Annotated in this window: 24 protein-coding genes and 1 pseudogene; 15 read left to right on the top strand and 10 right to left on the bottom strand. The window is 72.2% G+C overall.

Annotation, left to right across the window (positions count from 1 at the left end; translation table 11 throughout):
• Positions 1-134: 134 nt before the first annotated feature.
• A complete protein-coding gene (locus AB0K14_RS27470) occupies positions 135-803 on the bottom strand; it encodes a haloacid dehalogenase type II (RefSeq protein ID WP_360449564.1) in 669 nt (222 codons plus the stop codon).
• Positions 804-881: 78 nt separating this feature from the next.
• On the opposite strand from AB0K14_RS27470, the gene AB0K14_RS27465 reads away from it, so the two are divergent.
• The 5 genes and pseudogenes from AB0K14_RS27465 to AB0K14_RS27445 all read left to right on the top strand — a co-directional run bounded on the left by AB0K14_RS27465 (position 882) and on the right by AB0K14_RS27445 (position 3,808).
• A complete protein-coding gene (locus tag AB0K14_RS27465; protein ID WP_360449567.1) occupies positions 882-1,217 on the top strand; it encodes a helix-turn-helix transcriptional regulator in 336 nt (111 codons plus the stop codon).
• Between the two features lie 142 nt (positions 1,218-1,359).
• A complete protein-coding gene (locus tag AB0K14_RS27460; protein ID WP_360449570.1) occupies positions 1,360-2,049 on the top strand; it encodes an energy-coupling factor ABC transporter permease in 690 nt (229 codons plus the stop codon).
• Entirely contained in the window at positions 2,046-2,378 is a 333-nt protein-coding gene (locus AB0K14_RS27455) for a PDGLE domain-containing protein (protein WP_360449573.1), read from the top strand. Before AB0K14_RS27460 ends, AB0K14_RS27455 begins: the two co-directional genes overlap by 4 nt.
• Positions 2,375-3,016: pseudogene (cbiQ, locus tag AB0K14_RS27450) on the top strand (cobalt ECF transporter T component CbiQ); the annotation flags it as partial. The gene AB0K14_RS27455 and the pseudogene cbiQ, both read left to right, overlap by 4 nt.
• 15 nt (positions 3,017-3,031) lie before the next feature.
• A complete protein-coding gene (locus AB0K14_RS27445) occupies positions 3,032-3,808 on the top strand; it encodes an ABC transporter ATP-binding protein (protein WP_360449928.1) in 777 nt (258 codons plus the stop codon).
• A 65-nt stretch (positions 3,809-3,873) separates the two neighbouring features.
• On the opposite strand, the gene AB0K14_RS27440 is transcribed toward AB0K14_RS27445, so the two are convergent.
• From AB0K14_RS27440 to AB0K14_RS27425, 4 genes are all read right to left on the bottom strand, one after another.
• Entirely contained in the window at positions 3,874-5,007 is a 1,134-nt protein-coding gene (locus tag AB0K14_RS27440; RefSeq protein ID WP_360449575.1) for a lytic polysaccharide monooxygenase, read from the bottom strand.
• A 141-nt stretch (positions 5,008-5,148) separates the two neighbouring features.
• Positions 5,149-6,441, bottom strand: coding sequence for an MFS transporter (locus AB0K14_RS27435; protein ID WP_360449578.1), 1,293 nt, complete (start codon positions 6,439-6,441; stop codon positions 5,149-5,151).
• Between the two features lie 113 nt (positions 6,442-6,554).
• The gene (locus AB0K14_RS27430; protein ID WP_360449580.1) at positions 6,555-6,974 is read right to left on the bottom strand and encodes an SRPBCC family protein; all 420 of its coding nucleotides are present in this window, start codon (positions 6,972-6,974) and stop codon (positions 6,555-6,557) included.
• Positions 6,975-7,004: 30 nt separating this feature from the next.
• Complete coding sequence (locus tag AB0K14_RS27425) at positions 7,005-7,610, bottom strand: uridine kinase (protein ID WP_360449583.1); 606 nt, start codon at positions 7,608-7,610, stop codon at positions 7,005-7,007.
• A gap of 229 nt (positions 7,611-7,839) precedes the next feature.
• Between AB0K14_RS27425 and AB0K14_RS27420 the strand changes: the two genes are divergently transcribed.
• The 5 genes from AB0K14_RS27420 to AB0K14_RS27400 are packed head-to-tail and all read left to right on the top strand — an operon-like array spanning position 7,840 to position 10,972.
• Complete coding sequence (locus AB0K14_RS27420; protein WP_360449586.1) at positions 7,840-8,304, top strand: hypothetical protein; 465 nt, start codon at positions 7,840-7,842, stop codon at positions 8,302-8,304.
• The gene (locus tag AB0K14_RS27415) at positions 8,301-9,512 is read left to right on the top strand and encodes a PPE domain-containing protein (RefSeq protein WP_360449589.1); all 1,212 of its coding nucleotides are present in this window, start codon (positions 8,301-8,303) and stop codon (positions 9,510-9,512) included. Before AB0K14_RS27420 ends, AB0K14_RS27415 begins: the two co-directional genes overlap by 4 nt.
• Entirely contained in the window at positions 9,509-9,775 is a 267-nt protein-coding gene (locus tag AB0K14_RS27410; RefSeq protein ID WP_360449592.1) for a hypothetical protein, read from the top strand. The genes AB0K14_RS27415 and AB0K14_RS27410 overlap by 4 nt, the downstream gene beginning before the upstream one ends.
• On the top strand, positions 9,768-10,406 hold the full coding sequence (locus AB0K14_RS27405; RefSeq protein WP_360449594.1) for a hypothetical protein: 639 nt from the start codon (positions 9,768-9,770) through the stop codon (positions 10,404-10,406). Before AB0K14_RS27410 ends, AB0K14_RS27405 begins: the two co-directional genes overlap by 8 nt.
• Before the next feature lie 29 nt (positions 10,407-10,435).
• Positions 10,436-10,972 carry a hypothetical protein gene (locus tag AB0K14_RS27400; RefSeq protein ID WP_360449596.1) on the top strand — a complete coding sequence of 179 codons (537 nt, stop codon included), beginning with the start codon at positions 10,436-10,438 and terminating at the stop codon, positions 10,970-10,972.
• On the opposite strand, the gene AB0K14_RS27395 is transcribed toward AB0K14_RS27400, so the two are convergent.
• Entirely contained in the window at positions 10,899-11,648 is a 750-nt protein-coding gene (locus AB0K14_RS27395) for a helix-turn-helix transcriptional regulator (protein WP_360449599.1), read from the bottom strand. The two genes, AB0K14_RS27400 and AB0K14_RS27395, sit on opposite strands and share 74 nt — an antisense overlap.
• A 72-nt stretch (positions 11,649-11,720) precedes the next feature.
• Here AB0K14_RS27395 and AB0K14_RS27390 point away from each other — a divergent pair, with 72 nt between their 5' ends.
• Positions 11,721-12,491, top strand: a complete 771-nt coding sequence (locus tag AB0K14_RS27390) for an ESX secretion-associated protein EspG (RefSeq protein ID WP_360449602.1) — start codon at positions 11,721-11,723, stop codon at positions 12,489-12,491.
• A 264-nt stretch (positions 12,492-12,755) separates the two neighbouring features.
• On the opposite strand, the gene AB0K14_RS27385 is transcribed toward AB0K14_RS27390, so the two are convergent.
• The 4 genes from AB0K14_RS27385 to AB0K14_RS27370 are packed head-to-tail and all read right to left on the bottom strand — an operon-like array spanning position 12,756 to position 15,071.
• On the bottom strand, positions 12,756-12,998 hold the full coding sequence (locus tag AB0K14_RS27385; protein ID WP_360449604.1) for a hypothetical protein: 243 nt from the start codon (positions 12,996-12,998) through the stop codon (positions 12,756-12,758).
• Positions 12,998-13,276, bottom strand: a complete 279-nt coding sequence (locus AB0K14_RS27380; protein ID WP_360449607.1) for a YbaB/EbfC family DNA-binding protein — start codon at positions 13,274-13,276, stop codon at positions 12,998-13,000. Before AB0K14_RS27380 ends, AB0K14_RS27385 begins: the two co-directional genes overlap by 1 nt.
• Positions 13,273-14,292 carry a CHAP domain-containing protein gene (locus AB0K14_RS27375; protein WP_360449610.1) on the bottom strand — a complete coding sequence of 340 codons (1,020 nt, stop codon included), beginning with the start codon at positions 14,290-14,292 and terminating at the stop codon, positions 13,273-13,275. The genes AB0K14_RS27380 and AB0K14_RS27375 overlap by 4 nt, the downstream gene beginning before the upstream one ends.
• Positions 14,292-15,071 (bottom strand): transglycosylase SLT domain-containing protein, encoded by a 780-nt coding sequence (locus AB0K14_RS27370; protein ID WP_360449613.1) that lies wholly within the window; start codon positions 15,069-15,071, stop codon positions 14,292-14,294. The genes AB0K14_RS27375 and AB0K14_RS27370 overlap by 1 nt, the downstream gene beginning before the upstream one ends.
• Before the next feature lie 103 nt (positions 15,072-15,174).
• Between AB0K14_RS27370 and AB0K14_RS27365 the strand changes: the two genes are divergently transcribed.
• The 4 genes from AB0K14_RS27365 to AB0K14_RS27350 all read left to right on the top strand — a co-directional run bounded on the left by AB0K14_RS27365 (position 15,175) and on the right by AB0K14_RS27350 (position 20,653).
• On the top strand, positions 15,175-16,509 hold the full coding sequence (locus tag AB0K14_RS27365; RefSeq protein ID WP_360449931.1) for a replication-associated recombination protein A: 1,335 nt from the start codon (positions 15,175-15,177) through the stop codon (positions 16,507-16,509).
• A gap of 40 nt (positions 16,510-16,549) precedes the next feature.
• Positions 16,550-17,278 carry a methyltransferase domain-containing protein gene (locus AB0K14_RS27360; protein ID WP_360449616.1) on the top strand — a complete coding sequence of 243 codons (729 nt, stop codon included), beginning with the start codon at positions 16,550-16,552 and terminating at the stop codon, positions 17,276-17,278.
• Between the two features lie 115 nt (positions 17,279-17,393).
• Positions 17,394-19,679 carry an NACHT domain-containing protein gene (locus AB0K14_RS27355; RefSeq protein WP_360449619.1) on the top strand — a complete coding sequence of 762 codons (2,286 nt, stop codon included), beginning with the start codon at positions 17,394-17,396 and terminating at the stop codon, positions 19,677-19,679.
• On the top strand, positions 19,679-20,653 hold the full coding sequence (locus tag AB0K14_RS27350; RefSeq protein ID WP_360449622.1) for a hypothetical protein: 975 nt from the start codon (positions 19,679-19,681) through the stop codon (positions 20,651-20,653). Before AB0K14_RS27355 ends, AB0K14_RS27350 begins: the two co-directional genes overlap by 1 nt.
• The last annotated feature ends 1 nt before the right edge of the window (position 20,654 follow it).

Genomic DNA, 20,654 nt, shown 5'->3' with positions numbered 1-20,654 from the left:
TCCTAACCCCTGTCACCTCCCCGGCCCCTCTGCGTACCTCCACGACCACGTGGCCACCGGCGGGTGCCGGCCGGCCCCCCCCCCCCCCGGGGGGGGGGCGGGGGGGGGCCCCCCCCGACGCGGGTGGCGTGCGGTCAGCTCCCGTACTTGGCGATGAGCTGGGTGGCGACGTCGTCCAGGTCGGCGCCGACGATGGTCGGCGCGTCGGCGGCGGGCAGCGGCCTGCGGCCCTCGCGGGCGACGAACGCGCTGTTCAAACCGGCCGCCGCGGCACCGGCCACGTCCCAGTCGTGCGCCGCGACGAGGACCGCGTCGGACGCGGCGACGCCCTGTTCGCGCAGCACGAGCTGGTAGGGCTCGGGCGCGGGCTTGAGGCGCTGGACCTGGTCGGCGGCGTAGATGGCGTCGATCAGCGGCCGCAGGCCCGAGTTGACCATCTGGTCCTCGGCGACGGCGGCGACGGAGTTGGTCAGGGTGACCACGCCGAAGCCCGCCTCGCGCAGCCGGGTGATCGCGTCGGCCACCTCGGGGTGGGCCGGGAGCTTGCGCAGCAGCCCGCCCAGCTCCTTCTGGTGGTCGGCGGTCGCCGTGCCGCCGTGCGCGGCGACGACCGGCAGCAGGCAGGCGCCCGCGATCTCGCCGAGCGGCTTGTACCCGCCCAGGGCGGTCGTGGTCAGCGCGTTGTGGATCAACAGGTCGAACCACTCCCGCCGGGCCCCGGCGTCGCCGGTGAGGTCGGCGAAGAAGTCGTCCAGCGGGGCCAGGTCGAGCAGGGTCTCGTTGACGTCGAACACGCAGAGCACGGCCGCCTCCAGAGGTACGATGGATGTCGTACCCGAAAGGTACGATGAGCTCCGTACCTTTGTCGAGGAGGGTCGCACGTGGACATGACCGTGCCGCCGATCGCCGAGGTCGACCTCGGTCTGGTGTTCCGCGCGCTCGCCGATCCGATGCGCCGGGCGGTGGTGGCCGAACTCGCCGCCGACCCGGACGACGCCGAGCGCGCATGCTCCTCGTTCGCCATGCCGGTGGCGAAGTCCACCAAGACCCACCACTGGCGGGCGCTGCGCGAGGCCGGGTTGATCATGCAGCGCGACGCGGGCAACGGGACGTTCGTCCGGCTGCGGCGCGCCGAGTTCGAACGGAGGTTCCCCGGCCTGCTCGCCACGCTGACCGCGCTCACGCGGGAGGTCGAGGCCGCTGCGCCGAGCACGTGAGCGCACGCGGGAGGTCGAGGCCGCCGCGCCGGGCACGTGAGCGCACGCGGTCCGTCCGGGCGGCCTGATGGCGGCGGTGTGATCAACGTCGTTATTGCATGGAGCTGGCCATTGCGGTCTATGTGCAACTAGCGTGTGGTGCGTGTCCGAACAGGTAGCAATGCACATGAGCGACGGTCTGCTCAACGCGCCGACCTCGCTGCTGTTCGTCGCGGTCGCCGTGGCGGGGGTGGGCGTGGCGCTGGCCAAGGCCCGCGGTGACCTGGACGACAGGACCGCGCCGATGGCGGGCCTGGTGGCGGCGTTCGTCTTCGCCGCCCAGATGCTGAACTTCCCGGTGCTGCCCGGTGTCAGCGGGCACCTGCTCGGGGGCGCGCTCGCCGCGATCCTGGTCGGGCCGTGGGTCGGCGCGCTGTGCGTGACGATCGTGCTGGTCGTGCAGTCCCTGTTCTTCGCCGACGGCGGCGTCACCGCGCTCGGCGCGAACGTCACCAACATGGCCCTCGTCGGCACGGCGGTCGGCTACCTCACGGCGGTGGCGCTGCGCCGGCTCGCCACCCGCAACAAGGGCGGCCTGGCCGCCGTCGCGTTCGTGTCCGCGCTGGTCAACACGGTGCTCGCGTCGTTCGGCTTCGTGCTGGAGTACGCGATCGGCGGCCAGGGCGGTGTCGCGTTCGGCACAGTCGCCGCGGCGGTGCTCGGCGTGCACGTGCTGATCGGCATCGGCGAGGGCCTGATCACGGCGGCCACCGTGACCGCGGTCGCGGCCGCCCGGCCGGACCTGGTGTACCTGCTGCGCGGCGTGCCGCAGAAGCTGGAGTTGAGGGCGTGAAGCGCTTCTTCCTGGGGTTCGCGGTGGTCAGCCTGCTGCTTGCCGGGGCCGTGTCCTACTTCGCCGACCCGAACCCGGACGGGCTCGACCACGTCACCGAGCAGCACGGCATCGCCGAGCACGCCCGGGACCACCCGCTGGCGGGGTGGCCGCTGGCCGACTACGCGGTGGCGGGCGACGACCGGTTCACCGGCCTCGCGGGCATCCTCGGCGTGGTGCTCACACTGGCCGTGGCGGGTGGGTTGTTCCGGTTGCTGCGCAAGCGTCCCGACGGGCGCACTGCCGGGAACACCGCCGGGAGCACCGACGTGAAAACCGACTTGGGGTGAGCGCCGGGCACCACGGCTTCCTGCACCGGCCGGGCGACTCGCCGGTGCACCGCCTCGCACCGCAGACGAAGATCGTCGCCACGGTGGTGGCCGTGCTGTGCGTGGTGGCCACGCCGCGCGACGCCTTCTGGGCCTTCGGCGCGTACCTGCTCGCGCTCACGGCGGTCTGGGCGGTGGCCCGCGTCCCGGTGCGGTGGTTCGCCGCGCGGTCGGTGATCGAGGTGCCGTTCGTGCTGCTGGCGCTGCTGCTGCCGTTCACCGGCGCGGGGGAGCGGGTCGACGTGCTGGGCGTGGCCGTGTCGGTGGAGGGCGCGCTGGCCGGGTGGAACATCCTGGCCAAGGGCACCCTCGGCCTGCTGACGTCGTTGACCCTCGCCGCCACCACCGCACCGCAGGACCTGCTGCTCGGGTTGCAACGGCTGCGGATGCCGTCGGTGCTGGTCACCATCGCCACGCTGATGCTGCGCTACGCCGAGGTGATCGTCGGCGAGGCCAGGCGGATGCGGGTGGCCCGGATCTCCCGCGGCGACGACCCGCGGTTGTTCTGGCAGCTCGGCGCGACCGCGCGCGGCGTGGGCAGCCTGTTCATCCGCTCCTACGAACGCGGCGAGAGGGTGCACCTGGCGATGGTGTCGCGAGGCTGGACGGGCCGGATGCCCGACGGCGCCGGAGGCGGTGCGGCGGTCGAGCCGCGGCGGTCCGCGCCCGCGTTGGTGGTGGAGAAGCTGGCGTACGCGTACCCGGACGGCCACCAGGCCCTCTACGGGGTGAACCTGCGGGTGGAACGCGGTGAGCGCGTCGCGGTCCTCGGGCCCAACGGCGCGGGCAAGACGACGTTCGTGCTGCACCTCAACGGCGTGCTGGGCGGCGGTTCCGGCCTGGTCGAGGTGGCCGGGCTGCCGGTGGAGAAGGCGCACCTCAAGGAGATCCGCCGGCGCGTCGGCGTGGTCTTCCAGGACCCCGACGACCAGCTGTTCCTGCCCACCGCGCGGCAGGACGTGGCGTTCGGCCCGGCGAACTTCGGGCTGCGCGGCGCGGAGCTCGACGCACGGGTGGACCGAGCGCTGGCCGCGGTCGGCATGGAGGGGTTCGCCGACCGGTCGCCGCTGCACCTGTCCGGCGGGCAGCGCCGCCGCGTCGCGCTGGCCACCGTGCTCGCCTGCGACCCGGAGGTCCTGGTGCTCGACGAGCCCTCGGCGAACCTGGAACCGGTGGCCCGCCGAGAGCTGGCCGAGGTGTTGCTGGGGTTGGACCACACCATGCTCATGGTCACCCACGACCTGCCCTACGCCCTGCAGTTGTGCCCGCGCAGCGTGCTGATCGACGGCGGTGTCGTGGTGGCCGACGGACCGACGCGGGAGCTCCTGGCCGACACCGAGCTGCTCGCCCGGCACCGGCTGGAGCTCCCGTTCGGGTTCCGCCTGGACTGACGGCCACGGATCGGCCCGACAGCCTGAATCAGCCTGGATCAGCCCGAATCAGCCCGACAGGGGGATCAGGGGCTGGTGCAGGTCACCGTGGGCAGCGAGTTGGCGCCGGAGTAGTTGGCCGTGAAGCCGAACTTCACCGATGCCTCCGGGGCCACCGCGCCGTTCCACGCCGCGTTCTTGACGATCACCTGCGAACCGGAGCCGGACTTGACGCCGCTCCACAGGCTGTTGATGGCCTGGTTGCCGCCCCACGTCCACGTGGCGGTCCAGCCGTTGTACGCGCTCTTGCTGTGGTTCATGAGCTCGACCTCGCCCTGGAAGCCGCCCGACCACGAGCTGGTGATCTTGTAGATCGCCATGCAGTTCGGGTCACCCGGGTTGTTCGAGGTCGTGGTGGTGCTGGTCGGCGTCATGGTCGTGGTGCTCGTCGACGTGCTGGTCGACGTGCTGGTAGTGGTCGTCGTGGTGGTGGTCGTCGTGCCGCCACCGTTGCCGACGCCGGTCTCCTGGCCGTTGCCGCCGTCGAACACGACGTCGGAGCAGTTGTAGAACGTCTCCGTGCTGTCCGAACGGGTCCACACCGAGTAGATGATGTGGCGACCGGACTTGCCGGACGGCAGGTTCGCGTTCCAGTAGTACTTGCCCTCGACGCTGCCCACCGCCCCGCTGTTCGGCGGGTTCGTGACGCTGTGGAACGGCGTGCTCTCCAGGTCGCTCCAGGCCAGCGGCCGGGTCGGGCTCCAGCTGTCCTTGGTGACGTACAGGTGGAACGTGCCAGGGTGCGCGGCCCACTTGTTGTAGGTCCAGGCGAAGTTCGCGCCGGAGGTGAGGTGGGTCACCGGGTAGTCGTTGCGGGCGATGTCGAACCCGGAGAACGTCGGGTTGCCGCCGCTGCACAGCTTGCCGTCGGGGATGAAGCCGCTGGTGCGGCCGGCGCCGTCGGACCGCAGCACGCCGAACCAGTTGTACAGCGCGTTGGTGCCGCCGGCGTTCACCGCGGCGGTACAGGCCGGGTTCTGCGGCTGGATGTTGCCCGTCGGGCTCAGGCCGTCCTTCCAGCACATGAAGGTCCGGCTGCCCGGCGTCATCATCGCGCCGTGCGCGGACGCGGTGGTGGGGCCGACCACATTCACGAGCGTGGCAATCAGCAGGCTTGCCGCACCGGCCGCGGCCAGTGCGATCCATCGTCGGGCCGTCACGTCGTTCACCTCCTCGTTGAGGTTCTGGGAGCGCTCCCAGGAGCAGTCCTGACTGTAACGGGGGCCACCTCGATCTGTGAATGGGCGATTACTCAGTGCATCCGAGCGGCCCAACGCGTGCCGCCCTCCGGACCTGCGGCGCTACACCCGGACGCGCGCACGCGGCCTGATGCGTTTCCCAGGGCGCACTGGTCCGTGCGGATGACCGGTGGGTGGAGCGGGCTGGTGCGGCCTGCGCAGCACGCGGTGCGCCAACGCGGTCCGGCGGTGCCGCGGCGCGGCCAGCACGGAGGCGGCGCACACCGTCGCCAGCAGTGTCAGCACGCCCGCGAGCACGAGGGTCTCCGGTGCGCCGATCCGCTCGCACAGCCAGCCGAGCAGCGGGGCGCCCACCGCGCCCGCCGCCGCGCCGACGGCCGAGTTGACCGCCAGCAGCCGGCCGCGCATCCCGTCGGCGGTGTCGAGCTGGATCCGCGTGCTCATGGTCGTGTCGATGACCACCGCGCCCGCCGCGATCGGCAGCAGCACGAGGGCGAACCCGAGCAGGCCGGGCACCAGCCCGCTGGTCACCTGGAGCACGCTTGTCGCGCAGGCGACCACCAGCAGCAGCCGCACGGTCAGCGCCTTGCGCGCCGCCGCGGCCAGCCCGCCCAGCACCGTGCCGATCGCGAACACCGTCGACAGCAGGCCGTACGCGGTCGCGTCCGGGCTCATCGCGGCCATCGTGACCTGGTAGTTGCGGCCGAGGCTGGACAGCGTGAAACCGAGCGCGAACAGCAGCAGCAGCCGCCCGCTGGCCGCGACGTAACGCAGGCCCGCGGCCACGCCGACCCGGCCGGCCGGGCTGCGCTCCAACGGGTGCAGCGCCTCGCGGCGGATCGTGAGCACCGCGACCATCACGGCGAGGAAGCTCACCGCGTTGATCAGGAACAGCGCGGGCGAGCCGAACGCGGCGGCCAGCACCGCGGCGCTGCTCATGCCCAGGATGCGGCCGGTCGAGCTGAGCACCGAGCCGAGCGCCACCGCGTTGCCCAGGTCCTCCCGGGACACCACCTGCCCGCCGAACCGGCCGAGCGCGGGCCCGTCGAACACCGTCACCAGACCGGAGGCGAACGTCAGCGCGAACACCGCCGTGATCGGCGCGCCCTGCCACACCGCGAGGGCCAGCAACGCGGCCAGCGCGGCGTGCAGGGCCTGGCAGGTCAGGATGATCCGGCGCACCGGCAGCCGGTCGGCCAGCGCGCCCGCCCACGGGCCGAGCAGCACCGACGGCAGCGTGCCCAGCAGGACCGAGAGGCCGACGGACGTGGCCGAGCCGGTCCGGTCGAGCACGACCCAGTTCAGGCCGATCAACTGCATCCACGAGCCGGTCACCGAGATCAGGTCGGCGAACGCCCAGCGGCGGTAGTTGCGGCCGCGCAGAGCGCGGAACATCGAAGCTCCCTCGAAGACGATCCGGGGCCTCGACGTGCGGAAGTGCCCAGGTGAACGGCGCTCACACTAGGTGTCGCTTTTTCGCGTTCAAACCTGATGAGCAGTGAAAACGCTCACGTGACGCTCTGTGTCGCAAGCGATGCGAGCCGGCTCAACGCCTGCACGAGGTGCTCGTCGGTGATTTCGTGCGCCTCGCCGCCCTCCGCTGCGGGGTGCTCGCCGCCGACGTCCAGGTGCAGCACCACGCGGCTGCGGCCGGGGCCCTCGTCGTCCACCTGGAGCCACCCCGAGTAGCCGCCGCCGTCGAGGTCGCCCCACTCCAGCCGGCGCTGCTCGGTGTCCGCGGCCAGGTAGCCCTCGGCCTCGTCGATCTCGTCGCCCATCGACACCCGCCCGGTGACCCGCTCCGGACCGCTCCGCTCGACCTGGAGGCCGTCGGGTAGCCACGCCTCCATCGCGGTGACGTCCCGGGCCAGGTCGAACACCACCCGCGCGTCGACCGGGATCGCCTGCTCGTGCTCGAACTCAGCCATGCCGGCAGCAGTACCCCCGGCGCGGCGCGGCTACACCGGCGCGGGCGCCATGCCCCCGATCGTGGCGAGCCGGACGTGGTGCGGGCGCATCGGGCGCATCCCGGCGTCCACGCAGCGGCGCACCACGCCGGGGTGCTCGCGCAGCAGCCGCAGGCCCCGGCGGGCCAGCAGGGGCACCGGCTTGCGCGCTTCCGCCACGTCCCGGGCGAACCGGCGGGCGAACGTCACCAGGGCGTTGGGCGCGAGCACGATCGCGTCGGCCAGCACGCCCGCCTCGCGGCAGCCGGCCACCAGCCGGTCCGCGAACAGGCCCTCGGCGATGAACAGGCCGGGCGCGGTCACGGTGCGGCAGCCGACCCGCCGGTCCTCGCCGAGCGCGTACACCGGCGCCCGCACCGTGCCGGTGGTGGCGAGCTCGACCACGGCGGCGAGGGCGTCGGCGGTGTTCCAGGAGCCCTCGGCGTCCCAGTCCGGGCGGCCGGCGTCGTCGCGGGGCAGCAGCGGGTCGTCACCCTCGCGGTAGAAGTCGTCGAGGCGCAGCACGGGCAGGCCGAGGTGGGTGGTGAGGGTGGACTTGCCCGAGCCGGAAGGACCGGCGAGCAGCACGGCGCGCGCGTGAACGGCAGGTGACGGCACGGGACGCGATTTTCGCACACGTTCCACCCGGATCGCGCACCGCCGCCGTGCGGTCGCCTTGTCCGATCGTGCACCGCGGCCGCACTCCCGTCGTGCGCGTCCTCTTGTCCGATCGTGCACCGCGGCCGCACCCGCGTCGTGCGGTCGTCTTGTCCGATCGTGCACCGACGCTGCTCCCGCTGTGCACCCGGTCTGGTCACCCGCGCGCGGGCACACCACCATGTGGTCCATGGTCGTCAGGGTGCGCGGCGTCGAGGACGCCAAGCGGATGCGCGAAGAGCTGCGCGATGAGCAGCGCGAGTCGGGGCCGGTCGCGGTTGCGGTGGTGCCCGAGCCGACCGGTGCCGGTGCGGCGGACGTGGTCGCCGAGGGCGGTGACTTCATCGAGCTCGACCTGGCGTCCTTCACCACGGCGGTGTCCGACCTGGAACGGCTGCACGGGGTGCTGACCGAGCTGCTGGCCCGCGCGGACCGGGAGATGGAGCAACCGCTCGGCGACGGCAAGGGCCCGGTCGCGCTGAACATGCGCCGGGCGTTCGGCCTGCGCGGCGGCGACGTCGGCGGCGGTGTGCGCACGGCGCTGCGGTCCTACCTGCGGGAGCTGGCGCGGTTGCGCGACTCGCTGGAGCAGGTGGGCCGGACCCACCAGGCACAGGACGAGCAGGTGCGGCAGGACCTGGGGCGGCTGCGGTGAACGAGCGCGAGCGCAAGGGCGGGTACTGGTCGGACTTCCACGACCACTCGCGGGCCGCCCGCCGGCGCAACGAGAAGCGGCTCAGGCAGCGCCGGGCCAACCGGGAGCCGGAGAGCTTCGGCAAGATCAACTGGCGGGCGTACACGCACCGGCAGCTCTGGGACATGGTGAAGTCGGCCGACGCCGCGCAGATGGCCACCCGCACCTACGAGTGGCAGCGCCTGGCCGCCGACATCGACCAGGCGACCGCGGACGTGCGCAAGATCGTGCAGGGCCTGGCGATGTCGTGGCGCGGACCGTCGGCCGTGACGGCGGCGGCGTCGGTCTCCGAGCTCACCAAGTGGGGCGCGGAGTCCTCGAAGCACGCGTTCCAGGTGGGCAACGGCCTGGAGGGCTACACCTCGGCGGTGACGGAGGCCGCGCGGGCGATCCCGGAGCCGGTGCACCCGGACGCCGAGAAGTGGTTCCGCGAGGGCTACGACGTCACCACGCTCGACGGGCCGCAGGGCGCGTACATGCTCAAGCAGCTCCTGGACGACCACATGCCGTCCAAGCGGGAGCAGCAGGCGGCGATGGACCAGGCCGTCCGGGTGATGGAGCAGTACGAGGCGGCCAGCCACGGGATCGGCCGCGAGCTGCCGGTGTTCGACGAGGCGCCGACCGGCGCGCAGCCGACGGCGGACACGCGGCCCACGCCGACGGCGCCGCCCTGGACCGCGCCACCGCCCCCACCGCAGGCGCCCTGGGAGACGCCCCGACCCGCGGACCCCTCGCCGCTCCAGCCGGGCGTGCGGCCGGAGGGCACCACGTCCGTCGCCGCCGCCGGTGGGCCCGCGACCGGTCAGGGCACCCACGGCGGTCCCGGCGGGTTCGGCTCGCAGGCCGGGTTCGGACCGGGCGGCGGCGGCTCGTACGGCCACGGCCCCGGCCAGGGCGGCGGTCAAGGCGCCGGTCAGGGCGGGTTCAGCCAGGGCGGGTTCGGCCCCGGCGGTTCCTCCGGTGTGCTCGGCGCGGTGCCGGGTGGCGCGGCGGCCCGGGGCGGTGTGGGACCGGTCCTCGGCACGGGCGGTCCGCAGGGCTTCGGCATGTACCCGCCGATGTCCCCGGCCAACCGCGAGGAGGACGGCGAGCACCGCAACCGCTACGACAACGGCCTGGACCTGCTGGACGACCTGCCGCCCGCGTTCCCGCCGGTGCTCGGCGAATGAGCGGCGGCTACCTGGTCGACCCGGACGCGTTGACCGCGTTCGCGGGCCGGTTGGACGAGGCGGCCGACGAGGTGCGCGCCGCCGGGTCCACCGTGGCGCAACCGCCGGGCGACCTGGGGCCGGAGGGCGTCACCGAGGCGGTCGAGCAGCTGGTGGTGGAATGGTCGCGGGTGTTGCGCGGTGTCGAGCTGGACGCGGTGGCGAACGCGTTGCGCGCGGCGGGTGAGACCTATCGGCAGGCCGACGAGCTGCGCCATGACTGACTACCGGGGTCTGGGGTTCGACCCCGCACCGGGCCACGCGGGCGCGGTGGCGGCGGCGAGCGAGCGGTTCTCCGTCGCCTTCGGGGTGCCCGGTGAGCCACCGCGGGAGTGGACGGGTGCGGCGGCCGACGGGTTCAGGACGCGGTTGGAGGCGGTGGTGTCGGAGCTGACGGCGGTGCGGCGCGCGATGCGGGCGGCGGCCGAGGTGCTCGACGGGTGGGCCACCACGTTGCTGGGCAACCAGCGGCGGGCGGAGGAGTTGGACCGGCGCGCGCTGGCCTTGCGGCGCGCGCTCGCCGACGCCGCCGACGAGGTCGACCGGACCGGCGCGATGGCCGCGTTCACCGCCGCCGACGGCCAGGCGCACGAACGTGCGACGGCCCGGCACGACGAGGTGAGGCGGCAGTTGGACGAGGTGCTGGAGGAGGCACGGCTGTTGGCGCGCGACCACCGCGCGGAGGCCAGGCGGGTCGCCGAACGGCTGCGCGCCGAGGAGCCGTCGACGGCCGTCGCGGACACGCTCGCGGGCTTCTCGGCGATCACCGCCGAGCTGGCCTCCGTGCTGCTCGGTCCACCTCGACCGGCGTCCACCAGGGGCGCGGCGGCGGCGTTCCGGGCGGGCCTGGGGTGAGACTCGCTCCCGTGCCGGGGGTGACCCCGGTGGCACTCGGCACTCCTGAACGCACCGCCGCGGAGCTGTTAGCCGTGCTGCAACGGCTCAAGGGCGCCCGCGACCCCGGTCTCGAAGTGTCCGCCACGCAGGCCGCGGAACTGGCGCACCAGCACGGCGCCGGCCTGCTGGCCGTGGTCGAGCACCGGGACGCGGACCCGGCGCTGCTGATGGCGGGCGTGGTCGGGGTCGACCGGCCCGCCGATCCCGGTGAGCTCGGCTTCCACCTCGACGGCCCGGCGATCCGCGAGGTCACCCGCGGCGAGACGGCGACCGGCTACCCGGTGGTGATCGTGGAACGCATCCCGGTGACCGGGCCCGGCGCCCAGTTGCAGGTCGTGGTGACCGACCCGGACCACCCGCGGATCGCGGTGTTCACGCTGCACTCGCCGACCGGGCGCGGCTGGCTCGACGTGGCGGGCGTCGCGGGCCGGTTCGTCTCGGGCATGACGTTCAGCGATTACGGAACTCGCTCGGTGTCTGCCCGACCACCTGGCGGAACGTCCGGGAGAAGTGCGCGGCGCTGACGAAACCGCAGTCCTTGGCGATCTCGCCGATGCCGCGCGCCGCCTTCGCCGGATCGGCCAGCAACGCCTTGGCCCGGTCGATCCGCAGGCCGCGGATGCGTTCGGACACGCCCTGCCCGTCGTCGAACAGCTGGTAGAGGCGGCGGCGGGAGATGAACAACGCCTCGGCGACCCGGTCCGCGGAGAGGTTCGCGTCGGAGAGGTGCTCACGCATGTACTCCACCGCCTCGCGTCTTCGCGCGACCAGCGAGTCCACCCGTTCCAGTTCGGCGCGCAGGGCGCTGCGCAGCACGAGTTCGGCCAGGCCGAGCAGGTGGTGGGACAGGCCGTGCGGGTCCAGGGCGGGCGCGGCGGCGAGCACCTGGGCCACCGCGACGGAGAAGACCGAGCGCAGCGCGGCGTCCACCGGGACCTGTTGGAACATCAGCGGTTTGAGCTCGCCGAAGCCGACGGTCAGCCGGGCCTCGGCGACGGTCAGCATCACCACGTCGGGCAGGACGTGCAGCGCGCAATCGGGAAACCGAAGGGCGGTGCCGTTGCGGGGCACCCCGTCGGCGACCGTGCAACCGACGAGCAACTGGATGTGCTCCGGGGTCGGCGCACCCCCGCTGAGCGCGGCTTTGGCCGCCGCCGCGCCGGAAGCCCGCACAGTCAGGAACCCGCCGGCGACGTCCACGGGGAGCAGCGTAGCCACCGGTGTTGCCCAACCGGCCGCGCGAGACGGTGCCGGGCGCTACCTTCTGGCCCCATGGCGCGACGTTCGGCGACCGCGGTCGTCCTGTCCCACCTGGAGTTCGACCTGCTGTGGGAGGACTTGGGCGTGGGCGAGCCGCCCTACCCGCTCGAAGTGCCGTCCCACGGCGAGACGATGGACGACCGGGACGCCCTGGGCGCGGAGGTGCTCCGCACGTTGACCGAGGCGGGCCTGGCCGACGGCGAGGACGTCTCGCCGGAGCTGGAGGACCTGTTCACCCTGCTCGCGCACGGCGAGGTCTCGGTGGACGCCCTGGTCTTCCGCCCGCACCCGTGGCGGGTGCTGGCCACGGCCCGCGGCCGGCAGGGCGTCCTGGCCGTGCTCAACGACCGGGAGGTGGCGCTGGAACCCGTCACCGACCTGACGTCCGCGATCACGCGCGTCATCGGCGACGCGCCCGCCGGCCCCGGCGAGCAGGTGCGGATGCCCAGGTCCGTCTTCGCCGCCGCGATGGACGCCTACGCCGAGTCGGGCCACCTCGCGCTGGAGCGCACGCTGGCCCAGGCGGACATCACCGGCCGCGCCACCCGGGCGATCATCACGCTGGTCGACTCGCCGCGCAAGTCGACCGGTCAACTGGCCGCCACCGGCCCCGCCGGCCGTTCCCGCGTCCTGAGCTGGACCGACACCGCCGCCGGCCGCTACGCCCTGACCACGGACGAGTCCGCGGACACCGAGTGGGTCCACCTCTCACCGGCCGACACCCCGTGGCTGACCCGCCACCTGACCACCCTGCTGACCCAAACCCGCCCACCCCGACCGTAGAACCCACCCGCCCCGACCGTTCGACTCGCGCGACGCGAACGTTCGACTCACCCACCCTGAACGTTCGACTCGTGCGACGCGAACGTTCGACTCGCCCGTCCTGAACGTTCGACTCGTGCGACGCGAACGTTCGACTCGCCCGTCCTGAACGTTCGACTCGCGCGTCCTGAACGTTCGACTCGCGCGTTCTGAAGGTAGGACACGCGCGCGAGTCCTACGTTCAGGACCACCGTGTCCTACGTTCAGGTACCCCGAGTTCAACGTTCAGGACGTGAGCAGTTCCGGTGGGAAGACCTCGGCCAGGATCGACGTGCCCTCGGCCACGGCCGCCGCCGCGGCCTCGTCGGCCAGCCGACGGATCAAGCCGGCCAGCTCGTCCGGCCGCACGGCCAACGCCTCCCGCGTGAACGACAGGTCGACCAGCTTTCCGTGCAGGTCGACCACCACCGTCACCCCGGACGCCGAAGCCTCCCGCCGCACCGCGTCCAACCGCTCCCCGAGCCCCATCACACCCTCCACGTCTCGGGGGTCGTGTCCTCGACCGACTCCACCAACGGCGCCCGCACGTCCAGCCCCAGCGCCGCCGCGTCGTCACCGATCGCGTGCCGGGCCCGCGCGTTCGCCCGCGCCGTCGCCGTGTCGACCAGCGCCAGGATCGCGCGCGCCAACCCCGACTGCCCCAGCCGCAACGACCGCGAGTCCAGCACCAGGTCGCGCAGCCCGCCGCCGGGACCCACCTCCACCGAAATCCCCGTGTCCGGGTCGTGCGCGTGCGCCGTGATCACGGGTGCACCCCTCCGTAGAACGTCGCCGAGCTGAGCCGGTGGGTGTTGCGCCGCACGCTGTCGCCGGAGTTGCCCTCGATCAGCGTCACGGTCCCACCGGAGACCTTCTCCACGATCCCGATGTGCGTGCTGGTCGCCGGGCTGCTCGGCCCGCTCCCGAACAGCAGCACGTCACCCGGCTTCACCGCGCTCAACGACGTGTACGCCTTCCCGTGCCGCTGCCCCCACCGGAACACGTCGCCGGTGAACGGCAGGATCGGGATGTCCACGCCGGCCTTGCGCCACATCGCGGTGGCGAACGACGAGCACCACGCCGCCGTCGGCCCGTACGGGTTGCGGTTGCTGCCCGGCGGGTTCTCCCGGGTGCCCAGCTCACGCCGTGCGGCCGAGATGACCGTCCGCGAACGGCCGCGGGCGCGGGCGCGGGACGGCGCGGTGCGGCCGCGGGTGCGTTCGGCCCGCCCGTCCGCGACGCCGTCGTGCTCGACCTCCTTCTCCAACGCCCGCAGCTTGCGCGCGGCGTCCTCCAACTCGCCCCGCACGTGCCGGACGGTCGCGGTGGTCTCCTTGGTGTACTTGGGCTCCAGGTCCGCCGCCTGGGCCACGGCCTTGAGCAGCGCGGCCTGCGTGCCGACGGCCTTGCCCGCGTCCAGCAGCCGGGTCGCCGTGTCGAGGTACTCGTCGACGGCCTGCCGCGCCCGCGTGTGCCCGGTCGTCAACGCGCTGGTGACGCCCGCGACGATCTTCTCCGCGTCACGGGCGGCGTCCGCGGTGACCCGCAGCTGCCTGCCCAGCCGGTTCGCGCGCTTCTCGAACCCCTCGGAGTTGTCGCCCTTCCAGTGCTCCAGCACCGTCCTGGCGGCCTTGCGCTGGTCCTCGTGCTGGTCGGTGAGCCCGGACGCGGTCTGGTGCAGCGCGTACTGCGCCTTCACCGCGTCCTCGGCCTTGCCCGCCAACGAGTTCCGGTGGCCGATCATGCTCTCGGCGAAGTGCCGGGCCATCTGCCGCGTGTCCACTAGCCTTCCCCTCCACCGCTGATGCCGCCGCGGTTCCCACCGCGCAACGATCCGGCGATGTCGTCTTCCTGCTCCTTGTACGCGCGGGCGGAACGGCCGGCCGACGTGGCCAGCGCGTCGGTGTTGTGCGCGACCGCCTTGACCTGCTTGCGCAGCGCCGCGCCGAAGTTGTCCAGCGCGTCGGCGAACCCGGACTGCTTGCCGATGCGCCCGAAGCTGTCGTCGGCGATCTCCCGCACCTCGCGCACGTGCCGCCGACCGAGCGCGGTGAGGTCGTCCGCCGAGTTCCGCGTGCGCCGCGCGTAGTCCCGCAGCACCCCCACGTCCACGGAGAACCCACCGCCACCCGAGCCGCCACGTGAACCGCCACCCGAGCCGCCGCCTCCCGACCCTCCCCGCGAACCGCCGCGCTTCATCCCCTCGACGCCCCGCCGCGCCTCGTCCAGGTGGCGCTTGTAAGCACCGCTCGTGTACGTGGTCCACGGTGTCCACGACCGGCCGTCACCGGAGATCTTGTTCGCCGCACGGGCGTTCTCCGCCGGGTCGAACAGCTCCCGGTTGGACTCCAGCCCGAACTCGCGCCGCCGCGCCGGCCCCATCGAGCCCAGCATGTTGATCTGCCACAGCCCGTAGGAGTTGTCCGGCGGGGTGGCGTTGTGCGCCCGCGGGTCGCCGCCGGACTCGGCCAGCGCGACCGCCACCGCGATCGTCAGGTCCTGCCCGCGGAACCCCGCGTCGTGCGCGTGCCGGGCGATCTGCTCCGGACTCAGCTTGCTCATGCCGCACACCCTGCACCGCCCGCGACCTGCGACGGAACCGCCGTTGCACGCTCGGACAGCGGCTGTGCACGGGGAAGCTACAGTCGAACACGTGAACGAAGGGCTGTTCGACGACGGCTTGTTCGGCGTCGACCCGGAGGAGAAGGCGGCGCGCATCGCCGCCAACGCGCCGCTGGCCGTGCGGATGCGCCCGCGCACCCTGGACGAGGTGGTCGGGCAGGACCACCTGCTCGGGCCGGGCGCGCCGCTGCGCAGGCTGGTGGAGGGCTCGTCGCCCGCCTCGGTCATGCTCTACGGCCCGCCGGGCACCGGCAAGACGACGCTGGCCACGCTGGTCTCCCAGGCCACCGGCCGGCGGTTCGCCGCGCTGTCGGCGCTGTCGGCGGGCGTGAAGGAGGTGCGCGCGGTCATCGAGGAGGCGCGCCGCCGCCTGGTCCGCTCCGGCGAGTCGACCGTGCTGTTCATCGACGAGGTGCACCGGTTCTCCAAGACCCAGCAGGACGCGCTGCTGGGCGCGGTCGAGGACCGGATCGTGCTGCTGGTCGCGGCGACCACGGAGAACCCGTTCTTCTCCGTCGTCTCGCCGCTGCTGTCCCGGTCGCTGGTGCTGCAACTGCGCCCGTTGACCGACGACGCGGTGCGCGTGCTGGTCAAGCGCGCGGTCCAGGACGAACGCGGGCTCGGCGGCACGGTCACCGTCGAGCCGGACGCCGAGGACCACCTGGTCCGGTTGGCCGGCGGTGACGCCCGACGCGCGCTGACCGCGCTCGAAGCGGCGGCGGACTCGGTCGGTCCCGGGGGCGTGCTCGACCTGCCGACGCTGGAGGCGACGGTCGACAAGGCGGCCGTGCGCTACGACCGGCAGGGCGACCAGCACTACGACGTGACCAGCGCGTTCATCAAGTCGATCCGCGGTTCGGACGTGGACGCCGCGCTGCACTACCTGGCCCGGATGATCGAGGCGGGGGAGGACCCCAGGTTCATCGCCCGGCGGCTGGTCATCCACGCCAGCGAGGACGTCGGCATGGCGGACCCGACCGCGTTGCAGACCTGCGTGGCCGCGGCGCAGGCCGTGCAGCTCATCGGGCTGCCGGAGTGCGCGCTGAACCTCGCCCACGCCACCATCCACCTGGCCACCGCGCCCAAGTCGAACGCCGTGGCGGCCGCGATCGGCGAGGCCATGGCGGACGTGCGCAAGGGCTCGATCGGCTCGGTGCCGACGCACCTGCGCGACGGCCACTACGCGGGCGCGGCGAAGCTCGGCAACGCCCAGGGCTACCGCTACCCGCACGACGTGCCGGAGGGCGTGCTGACCCAGCAGTACCCGCCGGACGACCTGGTCGGTCGCGACTACTACGAGCCGACCGGCCGGGGAGCCGAGCGCGTGCTCGCCGAACGCCTGCCGAAGCTGCGCAAGGTCGTCCGGGGCCAGGAGTAAATGCATTTCCGATCCGTTCGAGTTCTGACACGGTGTGCCCGTGACAGACGCACCGCTGAACGGCCACGCCCTGCTCGACTTCAACACACCGCTCTCGGACACGAAGGCGTACGACCTGATCGGGAGCCTCCACCTGCGTCCGGGTGAGAGGGTCGTCGACTACGGCTGCGGCTGGGCGGAGCTGCTGTTGCGGGCGGTCGAGCACCAGGTGGGCGTGACCGGGTTCGGTGTGGACAGCGACGAGTACGCCATCGCGCGGGGCCGGGCGAACGTCGAGGCCAGAGGCCTGACGTCCCGCGTCACGCTGGAGCGGGCGGACGTCACCGCGTGGGAGGCGGAGCCCGCGGACGTGGCGATCTCCATCGGCGCGTCGCACGCCTGGGGCGGCACCAAGGAGACCCTGGAGGCCATGCACGCCCGCGTCCGCCCCGGCGGCAGGCTCCTGCTGGGCGACGGCTTCTGGGACCGGCCACCCGGCCCGAAGTCGGTCGAGATCTTCGGCGAGGACGAGTTCGGCACCCTCGCCGAGCTGGTCGACCTGGCGATGGCCTGCGGTTACCGCCTGCTGTCGGTCACCACCGCCAACCAGGACGAGTGGGACAGCTTCGAGTCCCGCTGGTGCGCCGCCCGGGAACACTGGCTGCTGGAGCACCCGGACGACCCGAAGACCGCCGAGGTCCGCGCGGTCGTGGACGACCACCGCGACGGCTGGCTCAAGGGCTACCGGACCGAGTTCGGCCTGGCCTACCTCACCCTGGCCCGCCCCTAGGACCCCGGCCGCCTCGCCCGGCCGGGGATACCGGACGAGGCGGCCGGAGATCTCCTATCGCGCACGGGTTGTCGAATACGCTGCGGGCCTCCCTTCGAGCGCCTGAGGTGGAACCGTGCCGGGACCGATCGCCGCCACAGCCGACCCTTCCCTGGTCACCGTCGCGCTTCCGGCGCTGATCGCGCTCGCAGGAGTGCTGTTGACCGCACTATTGGGGTTCCTGCAATGGCGCAAGGCGCAGGCAGCGACGAAGGAATTGGAAGCCGAGAAGCTCGCCCACGCGCGGGACCTGCTGGCCTGGGAGAAGGAGAAAGCGGCCCTCAGCCAGGAGTCCGATCGCGAACGGGCGGCGGAGACCGCAAAGGCGGACCGCCTGCGTGACCGCCGAGAAGTCCAGCGGGCCGAGCTGGACAAGGCGCGCGCGTCACGTCGAGAGTCGTCCACCGACGCCGAGTTGGCCGAGCAGTACCGCCGGACCCTCGCCGAGCAGCTCAAGTCGGTCCAGATCCTCGACATGAGCCGTCCGCTGGACCTGGAGAAGGTGTACGTCCAGCTCACCGTGCGGGAGGAAGCCGGGCAGTTCGCGCGCGAGCGCGAGGTGCGGCAACTCGCTGAAGGCGATCCGCGAGAACACCTCGTTCGGCTGTTACCCGAACAGCAGTCGGTGTCCACCGCGCCTCCGGACGAGGCGTTGAGGCGGCACCAGCGGATCGTGGTCCTCGGCGACCCCGGTTCCGGCAAGACGACCATGCTGCGCCACCTGGCGCTGCGCGAGGCGCAGGGAGGCGTTGAGGCCCCCGTCTACGTCGAGCTGCGCAAGTTCGTGGACAGCGGCCTGGAAGACCTGCTCACCTACGTCATCCACGTGCTCGCCGAGGACTACCGCTTCGACGGGGCCACGACGTTCATCGAGGAGGCGTTCGCCGGGGGAGACGGCGTGCTCCTGCTCGACGGCTTGGACGAAGTGCTGGGAGGCGCTTCCGCCGAGGCCGCGGCGGCCGAGTACGACCGCATCATCAACGACATCGGCCGGATCTCCGTCCGCTACCCGAACCTGCTGATCGCCGTGACGTGCCGGCGGGCCGGGTGGCGTTCCGCCCTGAACTCGTTCGCCACCCTGGAGGTCGTCGACTTCACCTGGGAGCACATCGGGCAGTTCATCGACAACTGGTTCCGGGCGCGGCCCGAGCGGGGCAGGCAGTTGCGGCAGGCGCTGGCGGACAACTTGCGCATGCAGACCCTCGCAACCAACCCGCTGATGCTGTCGCTGATCGCGATCGTCTTCGAGCGCGAGCTGGAACTGCCCGAGCGCCGGGCGGAGCTGTACAACCGGTGCGCCGAGGTCATGCTGCGCGAGTGGGACTCCCACCGGGGCATCCGCCGGTTCAGCAAGTTCACCACCGACCGCAAGCGCGACCTGCTCCAAGAGGTGGCCTGGCGCTTCCACCTCGACGGCAAGCGGTACTTCCCGCAGGCGGACCTGCTCGACGTCATCGCCGACTACCTGCCGACCATCGGCATCCAGGCCACCGACAACGCGTCCATCCTCGCCGAGATCACCGCCCAGTACGGCATGCTGAAGGAACAGGCCCACGGCTGGTACGGCTTCCTGCACCTGACGATGCAGGAGTACTTCGCCGCCGTCTCGGCCGCCGCGCGGGGAGCCGAGCGCATCGACCACGTCGTCCGCCACCGGCACGACCCGTGGTGGGAGGAGGTGTTGGTCCTGCAAGCCGGTCTGGTCCCCGACGCCACCGGTCTGCTGCGCGACGTCCTGGGGTGGAGGTCGAAGAAGCGGAGGACCGACGACATCTTCTCCAGCGACCTGCTGCTCGCCGCGCAGTGCCTGATCGGCACGCCCAGGATCGAGGACACAGGGCTGCGCGCCGAGATCATGGCGGCGGTCGAAGCGCTGATCCTCGACGGACCGTCCCGCTTCCACCGGGACCGCGCCACCACCGCCCTGGTCCGGATCGGCACGGTCGAGTCGATCTCCACGGCTCGCACCATGCTCTTCGACACCGACCTGTCCGAGGACGTCCGGGCGGCCGTCGCACGGGCATTGTGCGGGCTGCCGGGCGAGCAGACCAGGCAGGACGTCGAACGCCTTCTTTCCAGTCGTGCTCGGCACGGGAACAAGGTCGTCAAAGCCGTCCTCGACGCCGTGGCCACCACCCGTCTGTTCACCGACGCCGACCTCCTGGTCGATCTGCTGATGCCCACCGAAGACAGCGATGTGAAGGCGGCCGTGGTCAAGGCCGTGGCTTCGACCGGCGACCGGTCGGCTGTGCCCATCCTGCACCGCGAGTTCCGCGACACCTCGGCGGAAATCACAGGACAATACCGGTTCGCAGTGCTGGAGGCGATAGCCGATCTCGACGGCGAGAATTCCTGGCGCTGATGTTCGACGTGCTGGACGGGGCAGATGGGAATCCGTTCGACGCCGCTGAGCACGTCGTGAAAAACGGTGGTCCGGCGGCCGTGCGGAAAATCGCAGAGCGCGTAATGGCTGCCGTGTGGCCGATGGACGCTTATGATCTCGTCAAGTCGCTGACCTACGCTGGCAGCGACCTCGTGGAGGAGTTGGCGGATGAGCTGCTCGGCAATCCCGAGGTGGACTGGGCGGTCAAGTGGGTGTATGTCACCCTCATGGAAGATGTCGGTGCTTCTCGGCAGACGATGCGTCGGCTCCACGCAAATCCGGATGTGGACGACCGGACGAAATTGGCCCTGTCCGCTGCCCTCGTCCGCCAAGGCGATCTCGAACTCGTTCCCGATCTCCGGCATGCGCTCCTGTATCGCTCCATTCCTCTCGACCTGAGATTCGCGGGTGACCGCTCCCTGATGACTCGTCCTGGTGGGGCCTGGAGGTGGCTCTGTCAAGCGCTGCACTCCGCAGACGACACGTCGGTGATCCCGGAGTTGCTCGACCTGCTGCGACAGCGGTTAAGGGCCGAGTACGCGTCGAGCCTGAAGGGTGAGAACAGTCCGAGGAGCCTTATCGCGGCTCTCACCGCCTTCGAGAGCGATGCTTTGTGCCAAGTGCTGGTCGACCACGCCACCAACGTGGAAGCGCTGTTGGACTTGGTGGAGAGCCATCCGAATGCCATGACGGCGACCACTGCCCCGCTAGTGGTCCGCGCCTTGGGCGACCGTCGGAACACCATGAAAGGGCGCTACAGGTGGGTGCTGGCCGATCTCCTGGGTGAGGTCGCTCAAGACCAGGTGACCGCCCAGTGGCTCTGGTCGCTGGCGCGAGAGGGGCACAACCGCTTGCGTGAATCCGCATATAAGGCGCTTTACGCCGTCTGCCGCCGCGGTCGGTTCCGCTTGATGCCCGACGGCACGGTCGAGTCGTACCAGCTCCCGGCCTGAA

Source organism: Actinosynnema sp. NPDC050801, from assembly GCF_040673975.1.
GTDB lineage: Bacteria > Actinomycetota > Actinomycetes > Mycobacteriales > Pseudonocardiaceae > Actinosynnema.
Note: the sequence above shows the minus strand (reverse complement) of the source record. Positions and strands in the feature narration are given on the sequence as shown.

What these genes read in the sequence shown, in the direction of transcription:
- AB0K14_RS27445 (WP_360449928.1), top strand. Translation starts at nt 3,032, where the DNA reads ATGCCCGACGGCGCCGGAGGCGGTGCGGCGGTCGAGCCGCGGCGGTCC.
- AB0K14_RS27430 (WP_360449580.1), bottom strand. Translation starts at nt 6,974, where the DNA reads ATGGCTGAGTTCGAGCACGAGCAGGCGATCCCGGTCGACGCGCGGGTG.
- AB0K14_RS27390 (WP_360449602.1), top strand. Translation starts at nt 11,721, where the DNA reads ATGGCGCGACGTTCGGCGACCGCGGTCGTCCTGTCCCACCTGGAGTTC.
- AB0K14_RS27350 (WP_360449622.1), top strand. Translation starts at nt 19,679, where the DNA reads ATGTTCGACGTGCTGGACGGGGCAGATGGGAATCCGTTCGACGCCGCT.
- AB0K14_RS27405 (WP_360449594.1), top strand. Translation starts at nt 9,768, where the DNA reads ATGACTGACTACCGGGGTCTGGGGTTCGACCCCGCACCGGGCCACGCG.
- AB0K14_RS27370 (WP_360449613.1), bottom strand. Translation starts at nt 15,071, where the DNA reads ATGAGCAAGCTGAGTCCGGAGCAGATCGCCCGGCACGCGCACGACGCG.
- AB0K14_RS27435 (WP_360449578.1), bottom strand. Translation starts at nt 6,441, where the DNA reads ATGTTCCGCGCTCTGCGCGGCCGCAACTACCGCCGCTGGGCGTTCGCC.
- AB0K14_RS27420 (WP_360449586.1), top strand. Translation starts at nt 7,840, where the DNA reads ATGGTCGTCAGGGTGCGCGGCGTCGAGGACGCCAAGCGGATGCGCGAA.
- AB0K14_RS27385 (WP_360449604.1), bottom strand. Translation starts at nt 12,998, where the DNA reads ATGGGGCTCGGGGAGCGGTTGGACGCGGTGCGGCGGGAGGCTTCGGCG.
- AB0K14_RS27410 (WP_360449592.1), top strand. Translation starts at nt 9,509, where the DNA reads ATGAGCGGCGGCTACCTGGTCGACCCGGACGCGTTGACCGCGTTCGCG.